Source organism: Streptomyces sp. NBC_01723 (genome assembly GCF_036246005.1).
Classification (GTDB): Bacteria; Actinomycetota; Actinomycetes; order Streptomycetales; family Streptomycetaceae; genus Streptomyces.
This window is the reverse complement of sequence record NZ_CP109171.1, coordinates 1995409-2018721: the sequence shown is the minus strand read 5'-3', so window position 1 is coordinate 2018721 and position 23313 is coordinate 1995409. Positions and strand designations below refer to the sequence as shown.

At 73.4% G+C, this 23313-nt stretch carries 27 protein-coding genes; 21 read left to right on the top strand and 6 right to left on the bottom strand.

The window, feature by feature from the left end; translation table 11 throughout:
• Positions 1-173: 173 nt before the first annotated feature.
• From hisD to OIE75_RS09560, 10 genes are all read left to right on the top strand, one after another.
• Positions 174-1499: a histidinol dehydrogenase gene (hisD, locus tag OIE75_RS09605; RefSeq protein ID WP_329470341.1), complete on the top strand. Its 1326-nt coding sequence runs from the start codon at positions 174-176 to the stop codon at positions 1497-1499.
• A complete protein-coding gene (locus OIE75_RS09600; RefSeq protein WP_329470340.1) occupies positions 1496-2605 on the top strand; it encodes a histidinol-phosphate transaminase in 1110 nt (369 codons plus the stop codon). Before hisD ends, OIE75_RS09600 begins: the two co-directional genes overlap by 4 nt.
• Positions 2602-3195, top strand: a complete 594-nt coding sequence (gene hisB / locus OIE75_RS09595; protein ID WP_055416452.1) for an imidazoleglycerol-phosphate dehydratase HisB — start codon at positions 2602-2604, stop codon at positions 3193-3195. Before OIE75_RS09600 ends, hisB begins: the two co-directional genes overlap by 4 nt.
• A 3-nt stretch (positions 3196-3198) precedes the next feature.
• Positions 3199-3363 (top strand): hypothetical protein, encoded by a 165-nt coding sequence (locus tag OIE75_RS09590; RefSeq protein ID WP_163015643.1) that lies wholly within the window; start codon positions 3199-3201, stop codon positions 3361-3363.
• Positions 3360-4004 carry an imidazole glycerol phosphate synthase subunit HisH gene (gene hisH, locus OIE75_RS09585; RefSeq protein WP_307011356.1) on the top strand — a complete coding sequence of 215 codons (645 nt, stop codon included), beginning with the start codon at positions 3360-3362 and terminating at the stop codon, positions 4002-4004. Before OIE75_RS09590 ends, hisH begins: the two co-directional genes overlap by 4 nt.
• Before the next feature lie 17 nt (positions 4005-4021).
• Positions 4022-4747 (top strand): bifunctional 1-(5-phosphoribosyl)-5-((5-phosphoribosylamino)methylideneamino)imidazole-4-carboxamide isomerase/phosphoribosylanthranilate isomerase PriA, encoded by a 726-nt coding sequence (priA, locus tag OIE75_RS09580; RefSeq protein WP_125491062.1) that lies wholly within the window; start codon positions 4022-4024, stop codon positions 4745-4747.
• Complete coding sequence (locus OIE75_RS09575) at positions 4744-5139, top strand: RidA family protein (protein WP_307011355.1); 396 nt, start codon at positions 4744-4746, stop codon at positions 5137-5139. Before priA ends, OIE75_RS09575 begins: the two co-directional genes overlap by 4 nt.
• Positions 5140-5155: 16 nt before the next feature.
• Positions 5156-5911: an imidazole glycerol phosphate synthase subunit HisF gene (hisF, locus tag OIE75_RS09570; RefSeq protein ID WP_307011354.1), complete on the top strand. Its 756-nt coding sequence runs from the start codon at positions 5156-5158 to the stop codon at positions 5909-5911.
• A 67-nt stretch (positions 5912-5978) separates the two neighbouring features.
• A complete protein-coding gene (locus tag OIE75_RS09565; RefSeq protein ID WP_307011353.1) occupies positions 5979-6566 on the top strand; it encodes an ArsR/SmtB family transcription factor in 588 nt (195 codons plus the stop codon).
• Complete coding sequence (locus tag OIE75_RS09560; protein WP_329470338.1) at positions 6559-7821, top strand: MFS transporter; 1263 nt, start codon at positions 6559-6561, stop codon at positions 7819-7821. The genes OIE75_RS09565 and OIE75_RS09560 overlap by 8 nt, the downstream gene beginning before the upstream one ends.
• A 10-nt stretch (positions 7822-7831) precedes the next feature.
• Here the strand turns inward: OIE75_RS09560 and OIE75_RS09555 are convergent, their stop codons facing one another.
• The gene (locus OIE75_RS09555; RefSeq protein WP_307011349.1) at positions 7832-8467 is read right to left on the bottom strand and encodes a TIGR03085 family metal-binding protein; all 636 of its coding nucleotides are present in this window, start codon (positions 8465-8467) and stop codon (positions 7832-7834) included.
• Between the two features lie 81 nt (positions 8468-8548).
• On the opposite strand from OIE75_RS09555, the gene hisI reads away from it, so the two are divergent.
• The 11 genes from hisI (at position 8549) to lgt (ending at position 17459) form a co-directional block, all read left to right on the top strand.
• Positions 8549-8986 (top strand): phosphoribosyl-AMP cyclohydrolase, encoded by a 438-nt coding sequence (hisI, locus tag OIE75_RS09550; protein WP_329470336.1) that lies wholly within the window; start codon positions 8549-8551, stop codon positions 8984-8986.
• Between the two features lie 20 nt (positions 8987-9006).
• The gene (locus tag OIE75_RS09545; RefSeq protein WP_329473956.1) at positions 9007-10497 is read left to right on the top strand and encodes an anthranilate synthase component I; all 1491 of its coding nucleotides are present in this window, start codon (positions 9007-9009) and stop codon (positions 10495-10497) included.
• Positions 10498-10581: 84 nt separating this feature from the next.
• Positions 10582-11223 carry a TIGR02234 family membrane protein gene (locus tag OIE75_RS09540; RefSeq protein WP_122614900.1) on the top strand — a complete coding sequence of 214 codons (642 nt, stop codon included), beginning with the start codon at positions 10582-10584 and terminating at the stop codon, positions 11221-11223.
• Between the two features lie 108 nt (positions 11224-11331).
• Complete coding sequence (locus tag OIE75_RS09535) at positions 11332-11583, top strand: HGxxPAAW family protein (protein ID WP_329470335.1); 252 nt, start codon at positions 11332-11334, stop codon at positions 11581-11583.
• A 94-nt stretch (positions 11584-11677) separates the two neighbouring features.
• The gene (locus OIE75_RS09530; protein ID WP_329470333.1) at positions 11678-12130 is read left to right on the top strand and encodes a DUF2752 domain-containing protein; all 453 of its coding nucleotides are present in this window, start codon (positions 11678-11680) and stop codon (positions 12128-12130) included.
• Between the two features lie 117 nt (positions 12131-12247).
• On the top strand, positions 12248-13057 hold the full coding sequence (gene trpC, locus OIE75_RS09525; RefSeq protein ID WP_329470332.1) for an indole-3-glycerol phosphate synthase TrpC: 810 nt from the start codon (positions 12248-12250) through the stop codon (positions 13055-13057).
• A gap of 21 nt (positions 13058-13078) precedes the next feature.
• Entirely contained in the window at positions 13079-13273 is a 195-nt protein-coding gene (gene trpM, locus OIE75_RS09520) for a tryptophan biosynthesis modulator TrpM (RefSeq protein WP_307011340.1), read from the top strand.
• 113 nt (positions 13274-13386) lie between these two features.
• Complete coding sequence (trpB, locus tag OIE75_RS09515) at positions 13387-14673, top strand: tryptophan synthase subunit beta (protein WP_329470331.1); 1287 nt, start codon at positions 13387-13389, stop codon at positions 14671-14673.
• A complete protein-coding gene (gene trpA, locus OIE75_RS09510; protein WP_307011336.1) occupies positions 14670-15485 on the top strand; it encodes a tryptophan synthase subunit alpha in 816 nt (271 codons plus the stop codon). Before trpB ends, trpA begins: the two co-directional genes overlap by 4 nt.
• A gap of 86 nt (positions 15486-15571) precedes the next feature.
• Complete coding sequence (locus tag OIE75_RS09505) at positions 15572-16345, top strand: DsbA family protein (RefSeq protein WP_307011334.1); 774 nt, start codon at positions 15572-15574, stop codon at positions 16343-16345.
• A 109-nt stretch (positions 16346-16454) separates the two neighbouring features.
• Positions 16455-17459, top strand: a complete 1005-nt coding sequence (gene lgt / locus OIE75_RS09500; protein WP_307011333.1) for a prolipoprotein diacylglyceryl transferase — start codon at positions 16455-16457, stop codon at positions 17457-17459.
• Positions 17460-17520: 61 nt separating this feature from the next.
• On the opposite strand, the gene OIE75_RS09495 is transcribed toward lgt, so the two are convergent.
• From OIE75_RS09495 to OIE75_RS09475, 5 genes are read right to left on the bottom strand one after another with little or no spacing between them, the layout of a single operon-like run.
• Complete coding sequence (locus OIE75_RS09495; RefSeq protein ID WP_307011331.1) at positions 17521-18345, bottom strand: HpcH/HpaI aldolase/citrate lyase family protein; 825 nt, start codon at positions 18343-18345, stop codon at positions 17521-17523.
• Positions 18342-19574: a CaiB/BaiF CoA transferase family protein gene (locus OIE75_RS09490; RefSeq protein ID WP_329470330.1), complete on the bottom strand. Its 1233-nt coding sequence runs from the start codon at positions 19572-19574 to the stop codon at positions 18342-18344. Before OIE75_RS09490 ends, OIE75_RS09495 begins: the two co-directional genes overlap by 4 nt.
• Positions 19556-20938: an ADP-ribosylglycohydrolase family protein gene (locus OIE75_RS09485; protein WP_329470329.1), complete on the bottom strand. Its 1383-nt coding sequence runs from the start codon at positions 20936-20938 to the stop codon at positions 19556-19558. The genes OIE75_RS09490 and OIE75_RS09485 overlap by 19 nt, the downstream gene beginning before the upstream one ends.
• On the bottom strand, positions 20938-22101 hold the full coding sequence (locus OIE75_RS09480) for an ADP-ribosylglycohydrolase family protein (RefSeq protein ID WP_307011326.1): 1164 nt from the start codon (positions 22099-22101) through the stop codon (positions 20938-20940). The genes OIE75_RS09485 and OIE75_RS09480 overlap by 1 nt, the downstream gene beginning before the upstream one ends.
• Positions 22098-23267 carry an ADP-ribosylglycohydrolase family protein gene (locus tag OIE75_RS09475; protein ID WP_329473955.1) on the bottom strand — a complete coding sequence of 390 codons (1170 nt, stop codon included), beginning with the start codon at positions 23265-23267 and terminating at the stop codon, positions 22098-22100. The genes OIE75_RS09480 and OIE75_RS09475 overlap by 4 nt, the downstream gene beginning before the upstream one ends.
• Positions 23268-23313 lie beyond the last annotated feature (46 nt).

The following is a 23313-nucleotide window of genomic DNA, read 5'->3' as shown; positions in this document are numbered from 1 at the left end:
TCGGTCGCTCACTCTTCGTACAACCGTTCATGCCCGCTGGGTGACACTCCGAACACTCAAAGTGAGCACCGATTCGGGTGAGTTGCCCGTGGGCCGCGCGGGGCCGCCGCGTTCTGTATCAGCCATTGATACGCGCGAACCGTGCCCGACGCGGGTCTGAGAGAATTGGTTGCGTGATCTCCCGAATCGATCTGCGCGGCGACGCCCTCCCCGAGGGCCCCGCTCTGCGCGACCTGCTGCCCCGAGCCGACTTCGACGTCTCGGCCGCCCTGGAGAAGGTGCGTCCGATCTGCGAGGCCGTGCATCATCGGGGCGACGCGGCGCTGATCGACTTCGCCGAGCAGTTCGACGGGGTCCGGCTGGACCAGGTCAGGGTCCCGGCGGCCGCGCTCACGCGCGCGCTGGAGGAGCTGGACCCGGCCGTGCGCGCCGCCCTGGAGGAGTCCATCCGCCGCGCCCGGCTCGTCCACCGCGAGCAGCGCCGCACCACCCACACCACGCAGGTCGTGCCCGGCGGCTCGGTCACCGAGAAGTGGGTGCCGGTCGAGCGGGTCGGGCTGTACGCGCCCGGCGGCCGGTCGGTCTACCCGTCGTCCGTGATCATGAACGTGGTGCCCGCGCAGGAGGCGGGCGTCGAGTCGGTCGCCCTCGCCTCGCCCGCCCAGGCCGAGTTCGACGGCCTGCCGCACCCGACGATCCTCGCCGCCTGCGCCCTGCTCGGCGTCGACGAGGTGTACGCGGCGGGCGGCGCCACCGCCGTCGCGATGTTCGCGTACGGCACCGAGTCCTGCCCGCCCGCCAACATGGTCACCGGCCCCGGCAACATCTGGGTCGCCGCCGCCAAGCGCTACTTCACCGGAAAGATCGGCATCGACGCCGAGGCCGGCCCGACCGAGATCGCGGTCCTCGCCGACGCCACCGCCGACCCGGTGCACGTCGCCTCCGACCTGATCAGCCAGGCCGAGCACGACCCGCTGGCCGCCGCCGTCCTGGTCACCGACTCCGTGGAGCTCGCGGACGCGGTCGAGAAGGAACTCCAGCCGCAGGTCGAGGTCACCAAGCACATCGACGACCGGATCGTCCCCGCCCTGAAGGGCCGCCAGTCCGCGATCGTCCTGGTCGACGGCCTCGACGAGGGCCTGCGCGTCGTGGACGCCTACGGCGCCGAGCACCTGGAGATCCAGACCGCCGACGCCGCCGCCCTCGCCGACCGGGTGAAGAACGCCGGCGCGGTCTTCGTCGGCCCCTGGGCGCCCGTCTCCCTCGGTGACTACGCGGCCGGGTCCAACCACGTCCTGCCCACCGGCGGCTGCGCCTGCCACTCCTCGGGCCTGTCCGTGCAGTCGTTCCTGCGCGGCATCCACATCGTCGACTACACGCGCGACGCGCTCGCCGAGGTCGCGCACCACGTGGTGACGCTGGCGGAGGCCGAGGACCTGCCCGCGCACGGGGCGGCGATCAAGGCGAGGTTCGAGTGGAAGGTCCCGGAGAGCAAGTGACGTTCAAAATCGACGACCTCCCCGTACGGGACGAGCTGCGCGGCAAGTCCCCCTACGGCGCGCCCCAACTGGACGTGCCCGTACGGCTGAACACCAACGAGAACCCCTACCCGCTGCCCGAGTCGCTGGTCGAGCGGATCACCGAGCGGGTCCGCGAGGCCGCCCGCGACCTCAACCGCTACCCGGACCGGGACGCGGTCGAGCTGCGCACCGGGCTCGCCGAGTACCTGACGAAGACCTCCGGCCACCCGCTGGACACGGGCAACGTCTGGGCGGCCAACGGCTCCAACGAGGTCATCCAGCAGCTGTTGCAGACCTTCGGCGGCCCGGGCCGCACCGCGATCGGCTTCGAGCCCTCGTACTCGATGCACGGCCTCATCGCGCGCGGCACCGGCACGGGCTGGATCTCCGGGCCGCGCCACGACGACTTCACCATCGACGTGCCCGCCGCCGAGCGCGCCCTCGCCGAGCACCGCCCGGACGTCGTCTTCATCACCACCCCCAACAACCCCACCGGCAACGCCGTCCCGGCCGAGACCGTCCTCGCCCTGTACGAGGCCGCCCAGGCGGCGAAGCCCTCGATGGTCGTCGTGGACGAGGCCTACATCGAGTTCAGCCACGGCGCCTCGCTGCTGCCGCTGCTGGACGGCCGGCCCCACCTCGTGATCTCCCGCACCATGTCGAAGGCGTTCGGCGCGGCGGGCCTGCGCCTGGGCTACCTCGCCGCGCACCCGGCCGTCGTCGACGCCGTCCAGCTCGTACGGCTGCCGTACCACCTCTCGGCCGTGACCCAGGCGACCGCGCTGGCCGCCCTGGAACACACGGACACGCTGCTGAAGTACGTCGAGCAGCTCAAGACCGAGCGGGACCGGCTGGTCGCCGAACTGCGCGCCACCGGCTACGAGGTGACCGAGTCCGACGCCAACTTCGTCCAGTTCGGGCGGTTCGCGGACTCCCACGAGGCCTGGCGGAAGATCCTCGACCGGGGCGTGCTGGTACGGGACAACGGCGTACCGGGGTGGCTGCGGGTCACCGCCGGAACCCCGGAGGAGAACGACGCGTTCCTCGACGCGGTACGTGAAGTCAAGAAGGAGCAGAACACATGAGCCGCGTGGGACGCGTGGAGCGTACGACCAAGGAGACCTCGGTCCTCGTCGAGATCGACCTCGACGGCACCGGGAAGACCGACATCGCCACCGGCGTCGGCTTCTACGACCACATGCTCGACCAGCTCGGCCGGCACGGTCTGTTCGACCTGACCGTGAAGACCGACGGCGACCTGCACATCGACTCCCACCACACCATCGAGGACACCGCCCTCGCGCTGGGCGCCGCATTCAAGCAGGCCCTCGGCGACAAGGTGGGCATCTACCGCTTCGGCAACTGCACGGTCCCGCTGGACGAGTCCCTCGCCCAGGTCACCGTCGACCTCTCCGGCCGCCCCTACCTCGTGCACACCGAGCCCGAGAAGATGGCGCCGATGATCGGCGAGTACGACACCACGATGACCCGGCACATCCTGGAGTCCTTCGTCGCCCAGGCCCAGGTCGCGCTGCACGTGCACGTGCCCTACGGGCGCAACGCGCACCACATCGTGGAGTGCCAGTTCAAGGCGCTGGCCCGGGCCCTGCGCTACGCCAGCGAGCGCGACCCGCGCGCGGCCGGCATCCTGCCTTCCACGAAGGGCGCGCTCTAACCCATGAACGGTACGTCCACCGCGCTGATCGTCGTCGGCCTGTTCTTCATCGGCGGCATCATCTCCTTCGCCAAGCAGCAGATGCCCAAGGGCCTGATCGTGCTGCTCTCCATCGGTGCCGCGATGTGTCTGTTCGCGGGCGTGCTGCGCCTGGAGGTGTGGAATTGAGCTCCCCCGCCAAGCGGGTCGTCGTCTTCGACTACGGCTTCGGCAACATCCGTTCCGCCGAGCGCGCCCTCGCGCGCGCGGGAGCCGACGTCGAGATCACCCGTGACTACGACAAGGCCATGAACGCCGACGGCCTGCTGGTCCCCGGCGTCGGCGCCTTCGCCGCCTGCATGGACGGCCTCAAGGCGGCCCGCGGCGACTGGGTCGTCGACCGCAGGCTGTCGGGCGGCCGCCCGGTGATGGGCATCTGCGTGGGCATGCAGATCCTGTTCGCGCGCGGCATCGAGCACGGCGTGGAAGCCGAGGGCCTGGACGAGTGGCCCGGCACCGTCGGCCCGCTCCAGGCCGACGTCGTGCCCCACATGGGCTGGAACACCGTCGACGCGCCGGCCGACTCCCAGCTCTTCGCCGGCCTGGACGCGGACGCCCGCTTCTACTTCGTGCACTCCTACGCCGTCCACGACTGGACCCAGGAGTCGCTCAACCCGCTGATCGCCCCGCCCAAGGTCACCTGGTCCACGCACGGCAAGCCCTTCGTGGCCGCCGTGGAGAACGGCGCCCTGTGGGCCACGCAGTTCCACCCCGAGAAGTCCGGTGACGCGGGAGCCCAGCTCCTCACCAACTGGATCGAGACCCTGTAGAGATGAGCCCGGTAGAGATGAGCAAGCTCGAACTCCTCCCCGCCGTCGACGTCCGCGACGGCCAGGCCGTCCGCCTCGTGCACGGCGAGTCCGGCACCGAGACCTCCTACGGTTCCCCGCTGGAGGCCGCCCTCGCCTGGCAGCGCTCCGGCGCCGAGTGGCTGCACCTCGTCGACCTGGACGCCGCGTTCGGCACCGGGGACAACCGTGCGCTGATCGCCGAGGTCGCGAAGGCCATGGACATCAAGGTCGAGCTGTCCGGCGGCATCCGCGACGACGACACGCTCGCCGCCGCGCTCGCCACCGGCTGCACGCGGGTGAACCTGGGCACGGCCGCCCTGGAGACCCCCGAGTGGGTCGCCGGGATCATCGCCGAGCACGGTGACAAGATCGCCGTCGGTCTCGACGTACGCGGCACCACGCTGCGCGGCCGCGGCTGGACCCGCGACGGCGGCGACCTCTACGAGACGCTGGCCCGCCTCGACAAGGAGGGCTGCGCCCGGTACGTCGTCACCGACATCGCCAAGGACGGTACCCTCCAGGGCCCCAACCTGGAGCTCCTGAAGAACGTCTGCGCGGCCACCGACCGCCCGGTCGTCGCCTCCGGCGGCGTCTCCTCCCTGGACGACCTGCGCGCCATCGCCGGTCTCGTCCCGGCCGGTGTCGAGGGGGCCATCGTCGGGAAGGCCCTGTACGCGAAGGCGTTCACCCTGGAAGAAGCCTTGGAGGCTGTGTCGCCATGACATCCGAAGCCGTACGGCGTGTGCAGAGCGGAAGTCCCTGGGAAGAGTCCTTCGGTTTCGCACGGGCCGTGGCGGCGGGTGATCATGTCATCGTGGCCGGCACGACCGCCTTCAGGGGCGACGTGCTGTACGGCGACGGCGACCCGTACGAACAGACCAAGGTGGCCTTCGCCACCGCGGTCGAGGCGATCGGTGAGTTCGGGCTCGGCATCGAGTCCGTGATCCGGACGCGTGTGTGCCTGGCACATTCGCGCGACGTCGATGCGGTGGGCCGCGCCCACAAGGAGCTGTTCGACGCCGTACGCCCGGTGACGACCCTGCTGGTCGTCGAGGGCTTCATCGACTCGCGGGTGCTGGTGTCGGTGGAAGTGGAAGCATTCAGAGGACAGTAAGAGGAGCCGTGGATTCATGACCCTGGCGGTCCGAGTCATCCCCTGCCTGGACGTGGACGACGGCCGGGTCGTCAAGGGCGTGAACTTCCAGAACCTGCGCGACGCGGGCGACCCCGTCGAGATGGCCAAGGTGTACGACGCCGAGGGTGCCGACGAGCTGACGTTCCTGGACATCACCGCCTCGTCGGGCAACCGCGAGACGACCTACGACGTGGTGCGGCGCACCGCCGAGCAGGTGTTCATCCCGCTGACCGTCGGCGGCGGCGTGCGCACCGCCGACGACGTCGACAAGCTGTTGCGGGCCGGCGCGGACAAGGTGGGCGTGAACACGGCCGCCATCGCCCGGCCCGACCTGATCCGCGAGATCGCCGAGCGGTTCGGCCGCCAGGTCCTCGTGCTGTCGGTGGACGCGCGGCGCACCGAGGCGGGCACCTTCGAGGTGACCACCCACGGAGGCCGGCGCGGCACCGGCATCGACGCGGTGGAGTGGGCGCACCGGGCCGCGGAGCTGGGCGCGGGCGAGATCCTGCTCAACTCGATGGACGCGGACGGCACGAAGGACGGCTACGACCTGGAGATGATCGAGGCGGTCCGGCGCCACGTGACCGTCCCGGTGATCGCCTCCGGCGGCGCGGGCCGCCTCGCCGACTTCCCGCCCGCCGTGGCGGCGGGTGCGGACGCGGTCCTGGCGGCATCCGTCTTCCACTTCGGCGACCTGCGGATCGGCCAGGTGAAGGACACGCTGCGTGAGGCGGGGCGTCCCGTCCGGTAGTGAATCAGGAAAGGAAAGTTGCGCAATAAATATTGCGCAACTTTCCTTTCCTGATTACGGTGAGGTCATGACCCGCGAGGAGAACCGCCCCATCACCGACCTGGGCACCCTCAAAGCCCTGGCACATCCGTTGCGCATGCAGCTCTACCGAGGTCTGTGCGTTGCGCGGACGGCGACCGCCTCGCAGCTTGCCGAGCAAGTGGACGAGGCGGTCTCCCTGGTCAGCTACCACCTGCGCAAACTGGCCGAGCACGGGCTGGTCGAGCAGGCCGAGGCGCAGAGCGGGGACGGCAGGGAACGGTGGTGGCAGCCCGCCTCGGACGGGGTCAGCATCCGCGACGAGAACTTCCGCGGCGCTCCCGAGCGAGCGGCCGCCCACCTCGCGGCCACCCGGCTCTTCCACGACCAGCGCACCGGCATGTACCGCCGCTACCTCGACGAACGCCCGACCTGGGGCCCCGAATGGAACTCCGCCGCTCCCGACAACGAGTCCCTGCTCCGGCTGACCCCGGCCGAACTGGCGGAGTTGGCCGCTGAGCTGCTCGCCCTGGCGAAGAAGTACGACGAGAAGGGCAAGGCCGCCGAGGCCGCCGGCGACACCGAGGGGCGCGAGAACGTCGCGCTGCACGTGTACGGGTTCCCGTTCCGTGTCTGAGACCACGTCCGTGCCGGACACCTTCATACCCCCGCCCGCAGCGGTCGCCGCCCATCGCGACCCCAACGTCCTGCGCTGGGTCGCCGCCTACACCGTCTCCATGGTCGGCGACATGGTCTTCTACCTCGCGTTGTCGTGGGCCGCCGTGCAGAACGGCACCGCCGCGCAGGCCGGGATCGTCACCGCCGTGAGCGCCGTGCCGCGGGCGCTGCTGATGCTGGGCGGCGGCGTGGTCGCCGACCGGTTCGGGCCGCGCCGGGTCGTCATCGGCAGTGACGCCGTACGGTGCGGCACGGTCCTCGCGGTGGCCGCCGTGCTCTTCGTGACCGACCCCGGACTGTGGCTGCTCGCGCTGCTCGCCGTCGTCTTCGGCACCGTCGACGCCGTGTTCCTGCCCGCCGTCGGCGCGCTCCCCGCGCGGATCACCACCAAGGACCAGCTCGCCCGCGTCCAGGGGATGCGCGGCCTCGGCATCCGCTTCGCCGCCGTGGTGGGCGCCCCGCTCGGCGGGCTCGGCGTGGCGGTGGGCGGTTCGGCCGCCGCCTTCGCGTGCGCGGGGCTGCTGATCGCCGTCTCCGTGCCGCTGCTGGTCTCCGTACGGGTACGCGAGCTGCCGCCGGAGGAGGCCACCCCCCGGGACAACACCACCGCCTGGCGCGACCTGCGGGCCGGCCTGCGCCACATCCGCCGGCACCGCGTCCTCGGCCCGCTGATGATCACCATCGCCCTCGGCGACCTCGGCTTCGTCGGCCCGCTCAACGTCGGCCTCACCCTGCTCGCGGACGAACGCGGCTGGGGCGCCTCCGGCATGGGCTGGGTGCTCGGCGGCTTCGGAACCGGGGCCGGCGTGGCGGCGCTGCTGCTGACGGTGCGCGGACGCGTCCCGCACGCCGGTCTGGTCGCCGCCGGAGCCATCATCCCCGGCGCCGCCGCCATCGCCGCCCTGGCGTACGCCCCCGGCCTCCCCGTGGCCGTCGGCACCGCGGTGCTCGTGGGGCTGCTCACGGGGCTCAGCGGCGCCATGTGCGGAGCCCTGCTGCAGACGCAGACCGACACCGCCTACCTGGGGCGCGTCACGGCGGTGGCCGGGATCGTCAGCCTGGGGATCGCGCCCCTGAGCATGCCGCTGTCCGCCGCCGCGATCGGCGTCTGGGGCACCGGGCCGGTCTTCGTCGTCAGCGCGGTGGTCTGCGCCCTCGGAGGGGTCGTCGCCCTGTGCGCGCCCGGCCTGCGGCGGGCCGAACTGCCGAAGTGAGCGGTCGGCCTCAGAGCCCGAGCTGCTTCGTCTCCTGCAGCCTGGCGATCGCGGCCTTCTCGCCCTCGAGTTCCACGTTCGCCGCGTCCTGACGGCCGTACGCGAACAGCAGCAGCTCGGACGGCTCACCGGTGGCCGTCACCACCGGCGTACCCCGGTGGGCGACGGTCGTCTGGCCGTTCGGGCGGCGCAGGACGAGGCCCGTCGGGGCGCCCCGGCCCATCAGCCGGGCGGCGCGCTCCAGGCGGGACCAGAGGGCGTCCTGGAAGACCGGGTCCAGCTCGCGCGGCGACCAGTCGGGCCGGGCCCGGCGGACGTCCTCGGTGTGGACGTAGAACTCCACCGTGTTCGCCGCCTCGTCCACCTGCTTGAGCTGGAACGGCGAGAAGCGGGGCGGCCCGGTGCGGATCAGCTGGAGCAGCTCCTCGTACGGCTTCGCCCCGTACTCCTCCATCACCCGGTCGAGCCGGGACGCCAGCTGCTTGATCAGGGTGCCCCCGGCGGCGTCCGGCCGGCGCTCGCGCACCACCACGTGCGCGGCGAGGTCGCGGGTCCGCCAGCCCTCGCACAGGGTCGGTGCGTCCGGGCCCGCCGTCTCCAACAGGTCCGCGAGCAGAAGTCGTTCACGCTTGGCGAAAGTCGACATGCGGCCAGCCTACGGCGCCCGGCCGGGTCCGCCCAATGGACAGCGCCGGGGTGTGTCCGACCCGCGCGGCACAATGGGCGCATGACCAGCAGCTCCCCCCGGCCGCCCAGCCCGCTCGCCCCGGAGATCGCGGCCCGCCTCAAGCGCAGCGCCGACGGCCTTCTGCCCGCCATCGCCCAGCAGTACGACACCGGAGAGGTGCTGATGCTCGGCTGGATGGACGACGAGGCACTGCACCGCACGCTGACCACGGGACGCTGCACCTACTGGTCGCGCAGCAGGCAGGAGTACTGGATCAAGGGCGACACCTCCGGGCACTTCCAGTGGGTGAAGTCCGTCGCCCTGGACTGCGACGCCGACACCGTCCTGGTCAAGGTCGACCAGGTCGGCGCCGCCTGCCACACCGGCGCCCGCACCTGCTTCGACGCCGACGTGCTCCTCGCCGAAGCGGCCGAGGGGGCCGAGGGCGCCGAGGGCGCCGACGGCGCGGGTTCCGGCGCGCCCGCCGCGGGTCAGTAGGGTCTGCCGCCATGGACGACATGGACCTCCCGACCTTCCGCAAGCTGGCCGCCGACCGCCGCGTGATCCCGGTGAGCCGCAAGCTCCTCGCCGACGGCGACACCCCCGTGGCGCTGTACCGCAAGCTCGCCGCCGAGCGCCCCGGCACCTTCCTGCTGGAGTCGGCCGAGAACGGACGATCCTGGTCCCGGTACTCCTTCGTCGGCGTCCGCAGCGCCGCCACCCTCACCGAGAAGGACGGCCAGACGCACTGGCAGGGCACCCCGCCCGTCGGCGTCCCCACCGACGGCGACCCGCTCGCCGCGCTGCGCGCCACCGTCGAGGCCCTGCACACCCCCCGCGACCTCGCTCACGACCTGGGCCTGCCGCCCTTCACCGGCGGCATGGTCGGCTACCTCGGCTACGACATCGTGCGCCGTCTGGAGAAGGTCGGCCCGGGGGAGCGGGACGACCTCAAGCTCCCCGAGCTGACCATGCTGCTCACCAGCGACCTCGCCGTGATGGACCACTGGGAGGGCTCGGTCCTGCTGATCGCCAACGCGATCAACCACAACGACCTGGAGACCGGCGTCGACGAGGCCTACGCCGACGCGATCGCCCGCCTGGACGTCATGGAGGCCGACCTCACGCGCGCGGTCGCCCAGCCCCCGGCCGCCCTGCCGCCGTCCGAGCTGCCCGAGTACACCGCGCTGTGGGGCGGGCCCGACTTCCAGGAGGCCGTCGAGGACATCAAGGAGCGCATCCGCGCGGGGGAGGCCTTCCAGGTCGTCCCCTCCCAGCGGTTCGAGACGCCGTGCACCGCGAGCGCGCTGGACGTGTACCGGGTGCTGCGGGCCACCAACCCCTCCCCGTACATGTACCTGCTCCGCCTCGACGGCTTCGACGTCGTCGGTTCGTCGCCCGAGGCCCTGGTCAAGGTCGAGGAGGGCCGCGCCATGGTGCACCCCATCGCCGGCACCCGGCCCCGCGGTGCCACCCCGCAGGAGGACCAGGCCCTCGCCGACGAACTGCTCGCCGACCCCAAGGAGCGCGCCGAGCACCTGATGCTCGTCGACCTCGGACGCAACGACCTCGGCCGGGTCTGCGAGCCCGGCTCCGTCGAGGTCGTCGACTTCATGTCCGTCGAGCGGTACTCGCACGTCATGCACATCGTCTCGACGGTCACCGGACGGGTCGCCCCCGGCCGCACCGCCTTCGACGTCCTCACCGCCTGCTTCCCGGCCGGCACCCTCTCCGGCGCCCCCAAGCCGCGCGCCCTCCAGATCATCGACGAACTCGAACCCTCCCGGCGCGGCCTGTACGGCGGCTGCGTCGGCTACCTCGACTTCGCGGGCGACTCCGACACCGCCATCGCCATCCGCACCGCCCTGCTGCGCGACGGCACCGCCTACGTCCAGGCGGGCGCCGGCGTCGTCGCCGACTCCGACCCCGTCGCCGAGGACACCGAGTGCCGCAACAAGGCGGCGGCGGTGCTGCGCGCCGTACACACGGCCAACCGGCTGGCGCAATAGGGCCAACCCGCCTCAGCGGTGGGGCGATTCTCACGCCGGCCAATCCGAACCCCGGGTGACGGTTCGCCCGGGGTTCGGGTGATAGTGGAGTACGTGACAGCCGTTCCTCACCCCCGTACCCCAGCCGCAGGACCCGCCCGGGCCGGCCGGCGGAGCCTCGCCGTCGCCCTGCTGTGCGGCGCGCTCGGCGCCGCCGTCGCCCTGCTCGCCACCCGGCAGGAGTGGGCGGAGGGCACCGCGACGGTGGCCGGCGGCGCGTTCCCCCTGACCGCCAAGGGCAGCGACGTCACGGGCGTGCCCGCGGCGCTGGCCATAGTGGGCCTCGCCGCGCTCGTAGCCGTGTTCGCCGTCCGCCGCGCGGGCCGCTTCGCGGTGGCCGGACTGCTCGCGCTGAGCGGCGCGGGCACCGTCGCCGCCGCCCTGGCCGGCGCCTCCGACAGCTCCGCGCTGGACGACCAGGCCGCGAAGGCCGCCGGCGACACCTCGGCCACCGTGGACGTCCTCTCGCACACCGCCTGGCCGTACGTCGCGGCCGTGGGCGGCGCCCTGCTGCTGCTCGCGGGGCTGCTCGCGCTGCGCTACGGCCGCCAGTGGCCCGCGATGTCCGGCCGCTACGAGCGCGACGGCACCCCGCGCCCGCGCCGCAAGCCGCAGACCGTGGACCCGGACCGCCCCGAGGACCTCTGGAAGGCCATCGACCGCGGCGAGGACCCCACCAGCGCCTGACGCGCCGTGCCCCGGCGGAGCACCCCCGCTCATGGCGCGCGCGGGGGTGCGGGACAATGGGTACGAGCATCCTGCTCAGACACGGCACACAGCAACGAGGAGCAAGCAATGGCGGGCAGCAGCCACGGTCACACCCCGGCCGCCTGGACCGGTGTCATCATCGCCTTCATCGGTTTCTGCATCGCGGGCCTGTTCATGGTGGCGGCCCAGCCCATGGGCTTCTGGGCCGGTCTCGGAGTCGTGGTCCTCGGTGGTGTGGTGGGCTACATCATGCGGATGATGGGCCTCGGCCAGCCGAAGCACAGCCACCCCGTGCACCAGGTCGCCGGCGAGCGCGCCACGGCCGGCGCCAAGGGCTGACCCCGCACGGCGTCACGGACCCACCGGAGGGGCGGAGCGGCACAAGGGTGCCGGGACCGCCCCTCACGTGCGGGTGGGAACCGCCGGGGGCAGAATGCGGGGCGTGGACGCCGAGACCGCACCGCCGACCCCGACCAGTGCCGTACCGAAGGGCCGGGCCGCCCGCCTCGCCGCCCCGGCCGCGGTGCTCGCGGCCGTCGCCGGGGCCTTCGCGTACGTGGGTGCCGTGGACCCCAACGAACCCGGGCACTACCCCGTCTGCCCCCTGCTGCGCTTCACGGGGGTCCTCTGCCCCGGCTGCGGCGGCCTGCGCAGCGCCCACGCCTTCGCCCACGGGGACCTGCTCGCCGCGCTGCAGGCCAACGCGACGGCGGTCCTGGGCTATCTGGGGTTGGCCGTCCTGTGGACCGTCTGGGTGGTCCGCGCGGCCCGCGGCCGGCCGCTGCGGGTCGAACTGGGACCGGTCCACCTGTGGGCGCTGGGGACGTTGCTGCTGGTCTTCACGGTTGTCCGGAACCTGCCGTTCGGTGGCTGGCTCCGCCCTTGATCATCCGATGAATGTCCAGGTAATGGGACCGGCGGCGGCCGGATGCGGGCCCTGTGCCCCGCTCCGGATACCATCACAGTGACCACCGGTTTCGCCGTCTGAAAGGGGGCCGCTCGCGTGAGTGTGCTCGACGAGATCATCGACGGAGTCCGTGCCGACCTCGCGGAGCGGCAGGCGCGCGTCAGCCTCGACGAGCTCAAGGAGCGTGCGGCCAAGGCCCGTCCCGCGAAGGACGGTGTGGCCGCCCTGCGCGGCGACGGCGTCAAGGTCATCTGCGAGGTCAAGCGCTCCAGCCCGTCCAAGGGCGCGCTGGCGGCCATCGCCGACCCCGCCGGACTCGCCGCGGACTACGAGGCGGGCGGCGCCGCCGTCATCTCCGTCCTCACCGAGGAGCGCCGCTTCGGCGGCTCACTGGCCGACCTGGACTCGGTCCGCGCCCGGGTGGACATCCCCGTGCTGCGCAAGGACTTCATCGTCACCTCGTACCAGCTGTGGGAGGCCCGCGCGCACGGCGCCGACCTCGTGCTGCTGATCGTCGCGGCGCTCGACCAGCCCGCGCTGGAGTCCCTGATCGAGCGCGCCGAGTCCATCGGTCTCACCCCGCTCGTCGAGGTGCACGACGAGGACGAGGTCGAGCGCGCGGTGGACGCGGGCGCCAAGGTCATCGGCGTCAACGCGCGCAACCTGAAGACCCTGGAGGTCGACCGCGGCACCTTCGAACGGGTCGCCCCGGAGATCCCCGCGCACATCGTCAAGGTCGCCGAGTCCGGCGTCCGCGGCCCGCACGACCTCATCGCCTACGCCAACGAGGGCGCCGACGCCGTCCTGGTCGGCGAGTCCCTGGTCACCGGCCGCGACCCGAAGACGGCGGTCTCCGACCTGGTCGCCGCAGGCGAACACCCGGCATTGCGCCACGGCCGCGGCTGACTCCCGGTAGGCTGACCGACGATGACTCTCCCGCTCACCCTGGCCGCCAGGGATCCGTACGCGCGCCTGGCGCGAGGCTGCCGCCCCCGCGGCTGCCGCGCCCCCGCACGCCGGATCCACGGCCGCCGGGTGCGGTACGTCATCGGAGACGAGCCGGGCCAGGTCAATGGCATGCGATGGCAGCAGCGCCCCGTCAGGGGCGCGGGGCTGTACTGAATCTGCGACTCCGTCGCGTGGGCGCGAGCAACCACCGACGGCCCGCAGCGGCCTGACAACCCCGTCCCCACGGCGACAGTGCCCACACAAGACACTCACCGTGAGGCTTCCGCATGCCCAGCAACTTCTTCATCCCCGACCCCGAGGGTCAAGTCCCCACCGTCGAGGGCTACTTCGGCACATTCGGGGGCAAGTTCATCCCCGAGGCCCTCGTCGCCGCCGTCGACGAGGTGGCCGTCGAGTACGACAAGGCCAAGCACGACCCCGAGTTCGCCCGGGAACTCGACGACCTGCTGGTCCACTACACCGGCCGCCCCAGCTCCCTCACCGAGGTACCCCGCTTCGCCGAGCACGCCGGGGGCGCCCGGGTCTTCCTCAAGCGCGAGGACCTGAACCACACCGGCTCCCACAAGATCAACAACGTGCTGGGCCAGGCCCTGCTCACCAAGCGCATGGGCAAGACCCGCGTGATCGCGGAGACCGGCGCCGGTCAGCACGGCGTGGCGACGGCGACGGCCTGCGCCCTCTTCGGCCTCGACTGCACCATCTACATGGGCGAGATCGACACCCAGCGCCAGGCCCTGAACGTGGCCCGCATGCGGATGCTCGGCGCCGAGGTCATCGCCGTGAAGTCCGGCAGCCGCACCCTGAAGGACGCCATCAACGAGGCGTTCCGCGACTGGGTCGCCAACGTCGACCGCACGCACTACCTCTTCGGCACCGTCGCCGGACCGCACCCCTTCCCGGCGATGGTGCGCGACTTCCACCGCGTCATCGGCGTCGAGGCCCGCCGCCAGCTCCTGGAGCAGGCCGGGCGCCTCCCCGACGCCGCGATCGCCTGCGTCGGCGGCGGCTCCAACGCCATCGGCCTCTTCCACGCCTTCATCCCCGACGCGGACGTCCGCCTCATCGGCTGCGAGCCCGCCGGGCACGGCGTGGAGACCGGCGAGCACGCGGCCACCCTGACCGCGGGCGAACCCGGCATCCTGCACGGCTCCCGTTCCTACGTCCTCCAGGACGACGAGGGCCAGATCACCGAGCCGTACTCGATCTCGGCCGGTCTGGACTACCCGGGCATCGGCCCCGAGCACTCCTACCTCAAGGACTCCGGCCGCGGCGAGTACCGCGCGGTCACCGACGACGCCGCCATGCAGGCCCTGCGCCTGCTGTCGCGCACCGAGGGCATCATCCCGGCCATCGAGAGCGCCCACGCGCTGGCCGGCGCCCTGGAGGTCGGCAAGGAGCTGGGCAAGGACGGGCTGATCGTCGTCAACCTGTCCGGCCGCGGCGACAAGGACATGGACACCGCCGCCCGCTACTTCGGGCTGTACGACACGGACGCCGAGGTCGCCGCCGACGAGGCCGGCACCACCGCGGAGATCGAGGGGGACGCCAAGTGAGCGGGAACGTACAGCTGCTGAACGACACCCTCGCCGGGGCCAGGTCCGAGGGCCGCGCCGCCCTCATCGCCTACCTCCCGGCCGGGTTCCCGACCGTCGACGGCGGCATCGAGGCGATCAAGGCCGCGCTCGACGGCGGCGCCGACGTCGTCGAGGTGGGTCTGCCGCACAGCGACCCGGTGCTCGACGGCCCGGTCATCCAGACCGCCGACGACATCGCCCTCAAGGGCGGTGTTCGCATCGCCGACGTGATGCGCACGGTCCGGGAGGCCCACGCCGCCACCGGCAAGCCGATCCTCGTCATGACGTACTGGAACCCCATCGACCGCTACGGCGTCGAGCGGTTCACCGCCGAGCTGGCCGAGGCCGGAGGCGCCGGGTGCATCCTGCCCGACCTGCCGGTCCAGGAGTCGGCGCTGTGGAGGGAGCACGCGGAGAAGCACGGGCTCGCCACCGTCTTCGTGGTCGCGCCCAGCAGCAAGGACGCGCGGCTCGCCGAGATCACCGAGGCCGGCAGCGGCTTCGTCTACGCCGCCTCCCTCATGGGCGTCACCGGCACCCGTGAGTCGGTCGGTGCGCAGGCCGAGGACCTGGTGCGGCGCACCCGCGCCACCACCGACATCCCGGTCTGCGTCGGACTCGGCGTCTCCAACGCCGCGCAGGCCGCCGAGGTGGCCGGCTTCGCCGACGGCGTGATCGTCGGCTCGGCGTTCGTCAAGCGCATGCTGGACGCCCCCGACGACGCGGCCGGCCTGGAAGGCGTCCGCGCCCTCGCCGCCGACCTCGCGAAGGGCGTACGCGGAAAGGCGTGACGACGGGCACGTGACCAGGGTCCCTCGTACGGGTGGACCTTCGACCGGGGAGGCGCGCTGCGCCTCCCCGGTTCGTTCTGCGGGGTGTGAGCGAGAAGAACCGACAGGGAAAGCGCACCGCCCGGGAGAAGCTGGCGGCCGAGCGCGAGAAGCACAGGTCCAGGGACAGGCGCCGCCGCGCGCTGATCGTCGGCGCGAGCGTGGTCTGCGTTCTGGGGCTCGCGGCGGTGATCGGCGTCGTCGCGGCGAACGCGGGCAAGGACGACGGCAGCGACTCGGCCGGACCGGTCGTGGCGCCCTCGGGCGCGCAGGGCAAGGACGGCCTCGCGATCCCCGTCGGTGAGGACGGCGCCAAGTCGACGCTCACCGTCTGGGAGGACTTCCGCTGCCCGGCCTGCAAGGGCTTCGAGCTGGCGTACCGAGACACGATCCACGAGCTGACCGAGTCCGGACAGCTCAAGGTCGAGTACCACCTGGCGACCATCATCGACGGCAACATGGGCGGCACCGGCTCCCGCAAGGCCGCCAACGCCGCCGCCTGCGCCCAGGACGCCGGGAAGTTCACCTCGTACCACGACGTGCTGTTCACCAACCAGCCGCCCGAGAGCGACGACGCCTTCGCCGACGAGGACCGGCTGATCGACCTGGCAGGCAAGGTCGACGGCCTCGACACCACCCCGTTCCAGGAGTGCGTGAAGAACGGCAGGCACAACAGCTGGGTGGAGAAGTCCAACAAGGCCTTCCAGAACGGCGGCTTCAGCGGCACCCCGACCGTGCTCCTCGACGGCACGAACATCTACCAGGACCAGTCGATGACCCCGGCCAAGCTGAAGCAGATGGTGGAGGACGCCAACAAGTAGGGCGGGCGGCGGTGGGCAGGCGCGGCGCCGTGATGCGCGCGCTCGTTACGGACCCGTAGCCGGGCTGCCCGCCGCGCCTCCCGTCCGACACGGTAGCGTCGACCCTGCCATGGAACTTGCCTTCATTCCCAGCCCGTCGCGCGGGGTGCTGCACCTCGGTCCCATCCCGCTGCGCGGCTACGCGTTCTGCATCATCATCGGTGTCTTCGTTGCCGTCTGGCTCGGCAACCGCCGCTGGATCGCCCGGGGCGGGCGGCCGGGCACGGTGGCCGACATCGCGGTCTGGGCCGTGCCCTTCGGCCTGATCGGCGGCCGGCTCTACCACGTGATCACGGACTACCAGCTGTACTTCAGCGAGGGCCGTGACTGGGTCGACGCCTTCAAGATCTGGGAGGGCGGCCTCGGCATCTGGGGCGCGATCGCGTTCGGCGCGCTGGGCGCCTGGATCGGCGCCCGCCGCCGGGGCATCCCGATGCCCGCGTACGCCGACGCCGTCGCCCCCGGCATCGCCCTCGCGCAGGCCATCGGCCGCTGGGGCAACTGGTTCAACCAGGAGCTGTACGGCAAGGCGACCGACCTGCCGTGGGCCGTGGAGATCACCTCGACGACCGACGGGCGGGTCCCGGGCACCTACCACCCGACGTTCCTGTACGAGTCGCTGTGGTGCATCGGTGTCGCCGCGCTCGTCATCTGGGCCGACCGCCGCTTCAAGCTGGGCCACGGCCGGGCGTTCGCCCTGTACGTCGCCGCCTACTGCGCGGGCCGGTTCTGGATCGAGTACATGCGCGTGGACGACGCCCACCACATCCTCGGCCTGCGGCTCAACAACTGGACCGCGTTGCTCGTCTTCGTGCTCGCCGTGGTCTACATGGTGCTCTCGGCGCGGTCGCGTCCGGGCCGGGAGGCCGTGGTCGAGCCGGGTGCCGGGCCGTCCGACGGCGCCGACGGTGCCGAGGGACCCGAAGGCTCCGCCGGGGACGACGCGAAGACGGACGCGGACACCACCGACGAGGACGCCGGGTCCGGTGCCACGGAGGACGACGCCGGGACTCCGGACGAGGCGGACGACGCGCGGGACGTGAAGGACGGCGCCGACTCCGCCAAGAAGGGCTGACGGCCCGCCGTACGACGTCCCCGAGGGCGCCCGGATCTCCACCGGGCGCCCTCGGCGCGTGTCAGGACAGGACGGGCCGCCGGGCCAGCGACAGGGTGCGCCGGGCCGTCGCCACCACCGCGGCGTCGACGAACCGGCCGTCCGGCAGCGCCTGCGCCCCCGGCTGCACGCTGGCCGCCTTGACGATCGTCTCCGCCTCCTCCAGCTCCCGCTCGGTCGGCAGGTACGCCCGCTCGATGATGGGCAGCTGGCGTGGGTGGATCGCGGCGCGGCCGAGGAACCCCAGGGCGCGGCCGTGCGCGCAGGACGCCGCCAGGCCCTCCAGGTCCCGGGTGTCCGGATGGACCGTCTGCGACGGCGGCGCCAGGCCGGCCGCCCGCGCGGCCACCACCACCCGGGAGCGCGACCAGTCGAGGCCGGTGTCCCCGTGCACGCCCAGGTCGGCCCGGAGGTCCGCCTCGCCGAGGGCGATGCCGCGCAGCGCCGGATGGGCCGCGGCGATCGGGTACGCCCGCTCCACGCCCAGGGCGGTCTCCAGCAGCGCGTACAGGGGCGGCCCGCCGGTGGCCGCCGCCACGCCGGTGATCTGTCCGGGGGACGTCACCTTGGGCAGCCGCAGGCCGGACAGCCCCGGCAGCGCGGCCAGCGCCCGCAGGTCCGCGGCGGCCAGCGGGCCGTCCAGGGCGTTGACGCGGACGTGCACCGGCACCGGCTGCGGCTCGGTGAGCAGTTCCGCGGTGGCCTCGCGGGCGTACGCCTTGCGGTCCGGGGCGACCGCGTCCTCCAGGTCGACCACCACGACGTCGGCCCCGGCGGCCAGCGCCTTGGCGACCACCCGAGGCCGGTCCCCGGGGGCGTACAGCCAGGTCAGCGGGGGTGCGGTCATACGACGCCCTCCTCACGCAGCTCTTTCACGTCCGCCGGGGTCAGCCCCAGCTCGGTCAGCACCTCCTCCGTGTCCGCGCCGTGCGGACGGCCCGCCCAGCGGATGGCGCCCGGGGTCGCGGAGAGCCGGAAGAGGACGTTCTGCATGCGCAGCGGGCCCAGCTCGGGATCGTCGACGGTGGTGACGGTGTCGAGCGCCTGGTACTGCGGGTCGGTCATCACGCCCCGCACGTCCTGGATCGGTGCCACGGCCGCCTCGGCCTTCTCGAAGGCGGCGAGCACGTCGGTCCGGCTGTGCCGGGCGATCCAGTCGCCGACCGCCGCGTCCAGGACGTCGGCGTGGCGGGCCCGGTCGGCACCGGACGCGAACCAGGGCTCGTCGATCAGCTCCGGACGGCCCACCAGGCGCATCACCCGCTCGGCGACCGACTGGGCCGAGGTGGACACGGCGACCCAGGTGCCGTCGGCGGTGCGGTAGGTGTTGCGCGGGGCGTTGTTCTGCGAGCGGTTGCCGGTGCGCGGCTGGACGTGGCCGAGCTGGTCGTACCAGGTGGGCTGCGGGCCCAGGACGGTGAGGATCGGCTCGATGATCGCCATGTCGACGACCTGCCCCTCGCCGGTGCGCTCGCGCGCGGCCAGCGCCGTCATCACGGCGTACGACGTCGCCAGCGCGGCGATCGAGTCGGCGAGCCCGAACGGGGGCAGCGTCGGCGGGGCGTCCGGTTCGCCGGTCATCGCGGCGAAGCCGCTCATGGCCTCGGCGAGGGTGCCGAAGCCGGGGCGGCGCGCGTACGGGCCGAACTGGCCGAAGCCGGTGACCCGGGTGAGGACCAGGCGGGGGTTGACGGCGGACAGCTCGTCCCAGCCCAGGTCCCACTTCTCCAGCGTGCCGGGACGGAAGTTCTCGATGACGACGTCCGCGGTCGAGACGAGGCGCAGCAGGGTGGTGCGCCCGGCGGGCTTCGACAGGTCCAGGGTGATCGTGCGCTTGTTGCGGCCCAGGATCTTCCACCACAGGCCGATGCCGTCCTTGGACGGGCCGTGGCCCCGGGACGGGTCGGGCCGGGAGGGGTGTTCGACCTTGACCACCTCGGCGCCGAAGTCGCCGAGCATGGTGGCGGCGAGCGGGCCCGCGAAGAGGGTGGCGAGGTCGAGCACCCGCAGACCGGTGAGCGGGGCGGAGGCGGCGGTGACGGAGCCGGGGACGGCGTTCACGGCGGGCTGGGACATGGGCGGGTGGCCTCCCGGTGGGTGAGGTGGGCGAGGGTGTCGAAGCCGGCGCCGTCGAAGTCGCCGACCGACGTGGCCAGGCGGTTCTTCAGCGGGCCCGTCCAGTGCTCGGGCAGGGCGGCGGGGGAGCCGGCGAGGAGTCCGGCGACGCCGCCGACGGTGGCGCCGTTGGAGTCGGTGTCCCAGCCCCCGGAGACCGCGCGGGAGACCGAGCCGGTGAAGTCGCCGTCCGCGTGGGTGAGGGCGGCGGCGATCAGGGCGGTGTTGGGCACGGCGTGCACCCAGTGGTGGGTGGGGGAGTGGCGGGCGTGCAGCTCGTCCACGACCGTGTCGAAGTCGGCGTGTGCCTGGGCGAGGTGGACGGCGTGGCGCACGGCCGCGGACAGGCGGGAGCCGGGCGGGACGACCGCGAGGCCGGTGTGCAGGCAGGTGTGCACGTCGTGGGTGCCGGTGGCGGCGGTGGCGATGACGGCCGCGGCGAACATGGCCGCGTGGACGCCGCTCGCGGTGTGGGTCAGGGCGGAGTCGCGGTGGGCCTGTTCGGCCGCGGCGGCCGGGTCGCCGGGGTTGGTCCAGCCGTGCACGTCGGCGCGGATCAGGGCGCCGATCCACTCGCGGAAGGGGTTGCGGTGGCGGGCGGTGGCCGGCGGTTCCAGGCCCGAGAGCAGGTTGCGGTAGGCGACGCGCTCGGCGGTGAAGGTGCGGCCGGCGGGGAGTTCGTCGAGCCACACGCGGGCCACGTCGGCGGTGCTGAAGCTCCTGCCGTGACGCTGGAGGAGCAGGAGGTTGAGGAGCGGGTAGTTGAGGTCGTCGTCCTCGGGCATCCCGTCGATGTTCTCGGCGAGGGAGGTGGCGGCGGAGCGGCGGTTCCAGGGGTGGGCCGCCGCGAGGTCCGCGGGGAGGCCCCGGGCGGTGAAGTAGCCGGTCGGGGGCCAGTTGCCGGTGGCGCGGCCGATGCGGCGGATGCCGGTCAGCGGGAGCTTCTCGACCGGTTTGCCGAGCAGGCAGCCGGCGGCCCGGCCCAGCCAGGCGGCCTCCAGCCCGGCCGGGGACACGGACGAGGCCGGTGGGGCGGCCGGTGCCGGCCAGTCGGGGCACAGGGCCCGGATCCGGTCGAGGTCGGTCGGTTCCGCGGCGGCGGTCGGGTTCGCCAGCCCGGCCAGGTCGTCCAGCAGCTCCTCCGCCAGGAGCCGGAGGCGGCGGGAGGCGGGCCGGGGGGACGCGCCCGCGCGGTCGGGGGCCGGCTCGCCGCCCGCCGCCTCCCAGCGGGCGGCGACCGCCGACGCGTCGCGGCCCTCCAGGGCCGCCTGGCGAAGCTCGTGGCCGATCAGGTCCTCGGGCTGCACCCAGGTCAGCCGGAGCATCACGGACCTCCGATCGCGCCGAACGCCCGCTCGTGCTCGCGGCGCCGCACCAGGTCCCGCTCGAAGACCTCCCGGGCGACCGCGCTCAGCGTCGCGGCCGGTTCCCACAGGTCGAGCCGACTGGCCTCCGCGACCCGCTTGGCCCACTCCTCCGGGACCGGTGAGCCCAGCGCCCCGGCCAGCGCGCCCGCCATCGTGGCGATGGAGTCGCAGTCGCGGCCGTAGTTGACCGCGCCGAGCACCGCGTGCCGGCAGTCGCCGCCGGAGACGAGGAGCATGCCGAGGGCGACGGGCAGTTCCTCGATCGCGTGCAGCCGGGACGGGCGGCGGGCGCCCAGCGAGGGCGCGCGGTAGTCGGGGCCCACCGTGTCGTACGGGGTGACCGCCTCCCGCAGCGGGGCCAGCGCCGACTCGAAGTCCGAGTACCGCGCGGCCACGTCGCAGACCGCCTCGATCGCGGCCCGTGTGCCGTCCTTGGCCAGGGACAGACATGCGGCCACCACCGAGTCCGGCGTCGCGCCCGGCGCGCAGGCCGCGGCCACCGCCGCCGCGAAGACACCGGCCGCCTCCCTGCCGTACGAGGACTGGTGCGCGCCCGCGACGTCCAGGGCCTCGGCGTACGCCCCCGCCGGGTGGGCGGCGTTGACCAGGCCGACCGGCGCCATGTACATCGCGGCACCGCAGTTGACGATGTTGCCGGTGCCCGCCTCGCGCGGGTCCACGTGTCCGTAGTGGATCCGCGCCACCAGCCACTTCTCGGCGAGGAAGATCCGCTGGAGCGGGAGCGCCTCGGTCTCCAGCTCCGGGATCCACCGGGGGTGCGTCATCAGGTCCGGGACCAGGTGCTCGGCGACCGCGTACGCGTCGAGGTGGTCGCGGACCGTGCCGTACACCCGGACCAGCGCGTGGGTCATCAGGGTGTCGTCGGTGACGTGGCCGTCGCCCTTGTGGTACGGCGCGAGGGGGCGGGCGGTGCGCCAGTCGTCGCCGTTCCAGGGGCCGACGACACCGTGGATCCGGCCGCCGTGGCGTTCGAGGATCTGCTCGGGGGAGTAGCCCTCGACCGGGCCGCCGAGCGCGTCGCCGACGGCCGCGCCGACGAGGGCGCCGGTGACGCGCTCCTCCAGGGTCGCCGGGCCGGGGCGCGGGGTGCGGGCTGTCATGTCGTGCGTCCTCCTTCGGGTCGGGTCGGCTGCGTGGCGTGCAGGAGTCCGGCGAGTTCGACGAGGTCGGTGCCGGTGAGCCTGGGCAGTACGCAGCCGGGGAGGGTGCGGCAGGTGTCCCGCCAGGACGCGGGCACCGAGGTGCCGCCGCCCAGCGCGCCGGTGAGGGCGCCCGCCAGCGCGGGGGCGGAGTCCGCGACCCGGGACAGACAGGCCGCCGCCGGGACCGCCTCCGCGAGGACGCCCCGGGCGGCGGTGGCCAGGGCGAGGGCGACCGGCACGGTCTCGGCGGCGGCGATGCCGTAGCTGTAGACGTGGTCGACGATCTGGTGCTCGAGGAGCGGGACGAGGGCGAAGGCGCTCTCGGCGTCCGCCGCCAGGGCCAGTGCCTGGCGGGCGTTGCGGCCGATCTCCGTGCCCTCGGGGAGTTCGGCGAGGGCGGCCGCCACACAGGTGTCCACGTCGGCGCCGGTGAGGGCGCGGGCCAGCGCCGCCGCCATCGCCCGCGCGCCGTGCACGCCGTCGCCGTCCTGGGTGTAGCGGGCGTCGAACTCGGCGAGGTCCGCCGCGAGGCGCGGGTCGCCCGGGTGGGCGACGGCGAGCACGCAGGCGCGGACGCAGGCGGCGTCGTCGAAGTAGTGCGGGTTGTCGTGGCCGGTGGCGGGCGGGCGCAGGCCCGCGGCGAGGTTGCCGAGCCCGGCCCGTACCGAGATGCGGGCGCGCAGCGGCAGTACGGCCGACTCGGCCTCCGGGGCGCGTTCCGTCGCCGCGGCCACCTCGCTGGCGACGGCGTTCCAGGTCAGGTCGATCGCCGCCCGCATCCGGCGGTCCCGGCTCAGGTCACCGAGCACGCTGTCGTCACCGGCCCGCAGCAGCGCCTCGGCCGCGAACGCCGCCCACTCGGCGTCGTCCGAGGGGCCGAGGCGCAGGGGCTCGGGGGGCTGGTTCAGGGCGATGGGGACGGGGAGGGTGGTGGTCGCGTTCTGCTCGGCGAAGGTGTCCAGCTCGCGGGTGAGGCGCCGCGTCCACTCCGGCATCCGGGCGGCCCGGTGCCGGGCGGCGGGCCAGCCCGCCGCGTCCCCCGCGGCCAGACCGAGGAGCAGCCCTTCGACCCGGTCGCGGCCCGGCACCGCACGCAGGGCCTCGGGCGCGGGGCGCTGTCCCATCCCGGGGGGCGCCGACTCCCCGGGCGCCTCGACGTACGCGGTGGCG

Excerpts from the sequence above, each read along its gene's own strand:
- OIE75_RS09555 (WP_307011349.1), bottom strand. The coding sequence starts at position 8,467 with ATGTCGACTTTCGCCAAGCGTGAACGACTTCTGCTCGCGGACCTGTTG.
- OIE75_RS09480 (WP_307011326.1), bottom strand. The coding sequence starts at position 22,101 with ATGACAGCCCGCACCCCGCGCCCCGGCCCGGCGACCCTGGAGGAGCGC.
- OIE75_RS09490 (WP_329470330.1), bottom strand. The coding sequence starts at position 19,574 with ATGTCCCAGCCCGCCGTGAACGCCGTCCCCGGCTCCGTCACCGCCGCC.
- OIE75_RS09565 (WP_307011353.1), top strand. The coding sequence starts at position 5,979 with ATGACCCGCGAGGAGAACCGCCCCATCACCGACCTGGGCACCCTCAAA.
- OIE75_RS09530 (WP_329470333.1), top strand. The coding sequence starts at position 11,678 with ATGCGGGGCGTGGACGCCGAGACCGCACCGCCGACCCCGACCAGTGCC.
- lgt (WP_307011333.1), top strand. The coding sequence starts at position 16,455 with ATGGAACTTGCCTTCATTCCCAGCCCGTCGCGCGGGGTGCTGCACCTC.
- OIE75_RS09545 (WP_329473956.1), top strand. The coding sequence starts at position 9,007 with ATGGACCTCCCGACCTTCCGCAAGCTGGCCGCCGACCGCCGCGTGATC.
- hisF (WP_307011354.1), top strand. The coding sequence starts at position 5,156 with ATGACCCTGGCGGTCCGAGTCATCCCCTGCCTGGACGTGGACGACGGC.
- hisB (WP_055416452.1), top strand. The coding sequence starts at position 2,602 with ATGAGCCGCGTGGGACGCGTGGAGCGTACGACCAAGGAGACCTCGGTC.
- OIE75_RS09590 (WP_163015643.1), top strand. The coding sequence starts at position 3,199 with ATGAACGGTACGTCCACCGCGCTGATCGTCGTCGGCCTGTTCTTCATC.
- OIE75_RS09535 (WP_329470335.1), top strand. The coding sequence starts at position 11,332 with ATGGCGGGCAGCAGCCACGGTCACACCCCGGCCGCCTGGACCGGTGTC.
- OIE75_RS09575 (WP_307011355.1), top strand. The coding sequence starts at position 4,744 with ATGACATCCGAAGCCGTACGGCGTGTGCAGAGCGGAAGTCCCTGGGAA.
- priA (WP_125491062.1), top strand. The coding sequence starts at position 4,022 with ATGAGCAAGCTCGAACTCCTCCCCGCCGTCGACGTCCGCGACGGCCAG.
- OIE75_RS09475 (WP_329473955.1), bottom strand. The coding sequence starts at position 23,267 with ATGGGACAGCGCCCCGCGCCCGAGGCCCTGCGTGCGGTGCCGGGCCGC.
- trpB (WP_329470331.1), top strand. The coding sequence starts at position 13,387 with ATGCCCAGCAACTTCTTCATCCCCGACCCCGAGGGTCAAGTCCCCACC.
- trpM (WP_307011340.1), top strand. The coding sequence starts at position 13,079 with ATGACTCTCCCGCTCACCCTGGCCGCCAGGGATCCGTACGCGCGCCTG.
- OIE75_RS09495 (WP_307011331.1), bottom strand. The coding sequence starts at position 18,345 with ATGACCGCACCCCCGCTGACCTGGCTGTACGCCCCCGGGGACCGGCCT.
- hisI (WP_329470336.1), top strand. The coding sequence starts at position 8,549 with ATGACCAGCAGCTCCCCCCGGCCGCCCAGCCCGCTCGCCCCGGAGATC.
- OIE75_RS09485 (WP_329470329.1), bottom strand. The coding sequence starts at position 20,938 with ATGCTCCGGCTGACCTGGGTGCAGCCCGAGGACCTGATCGGCCACGAG.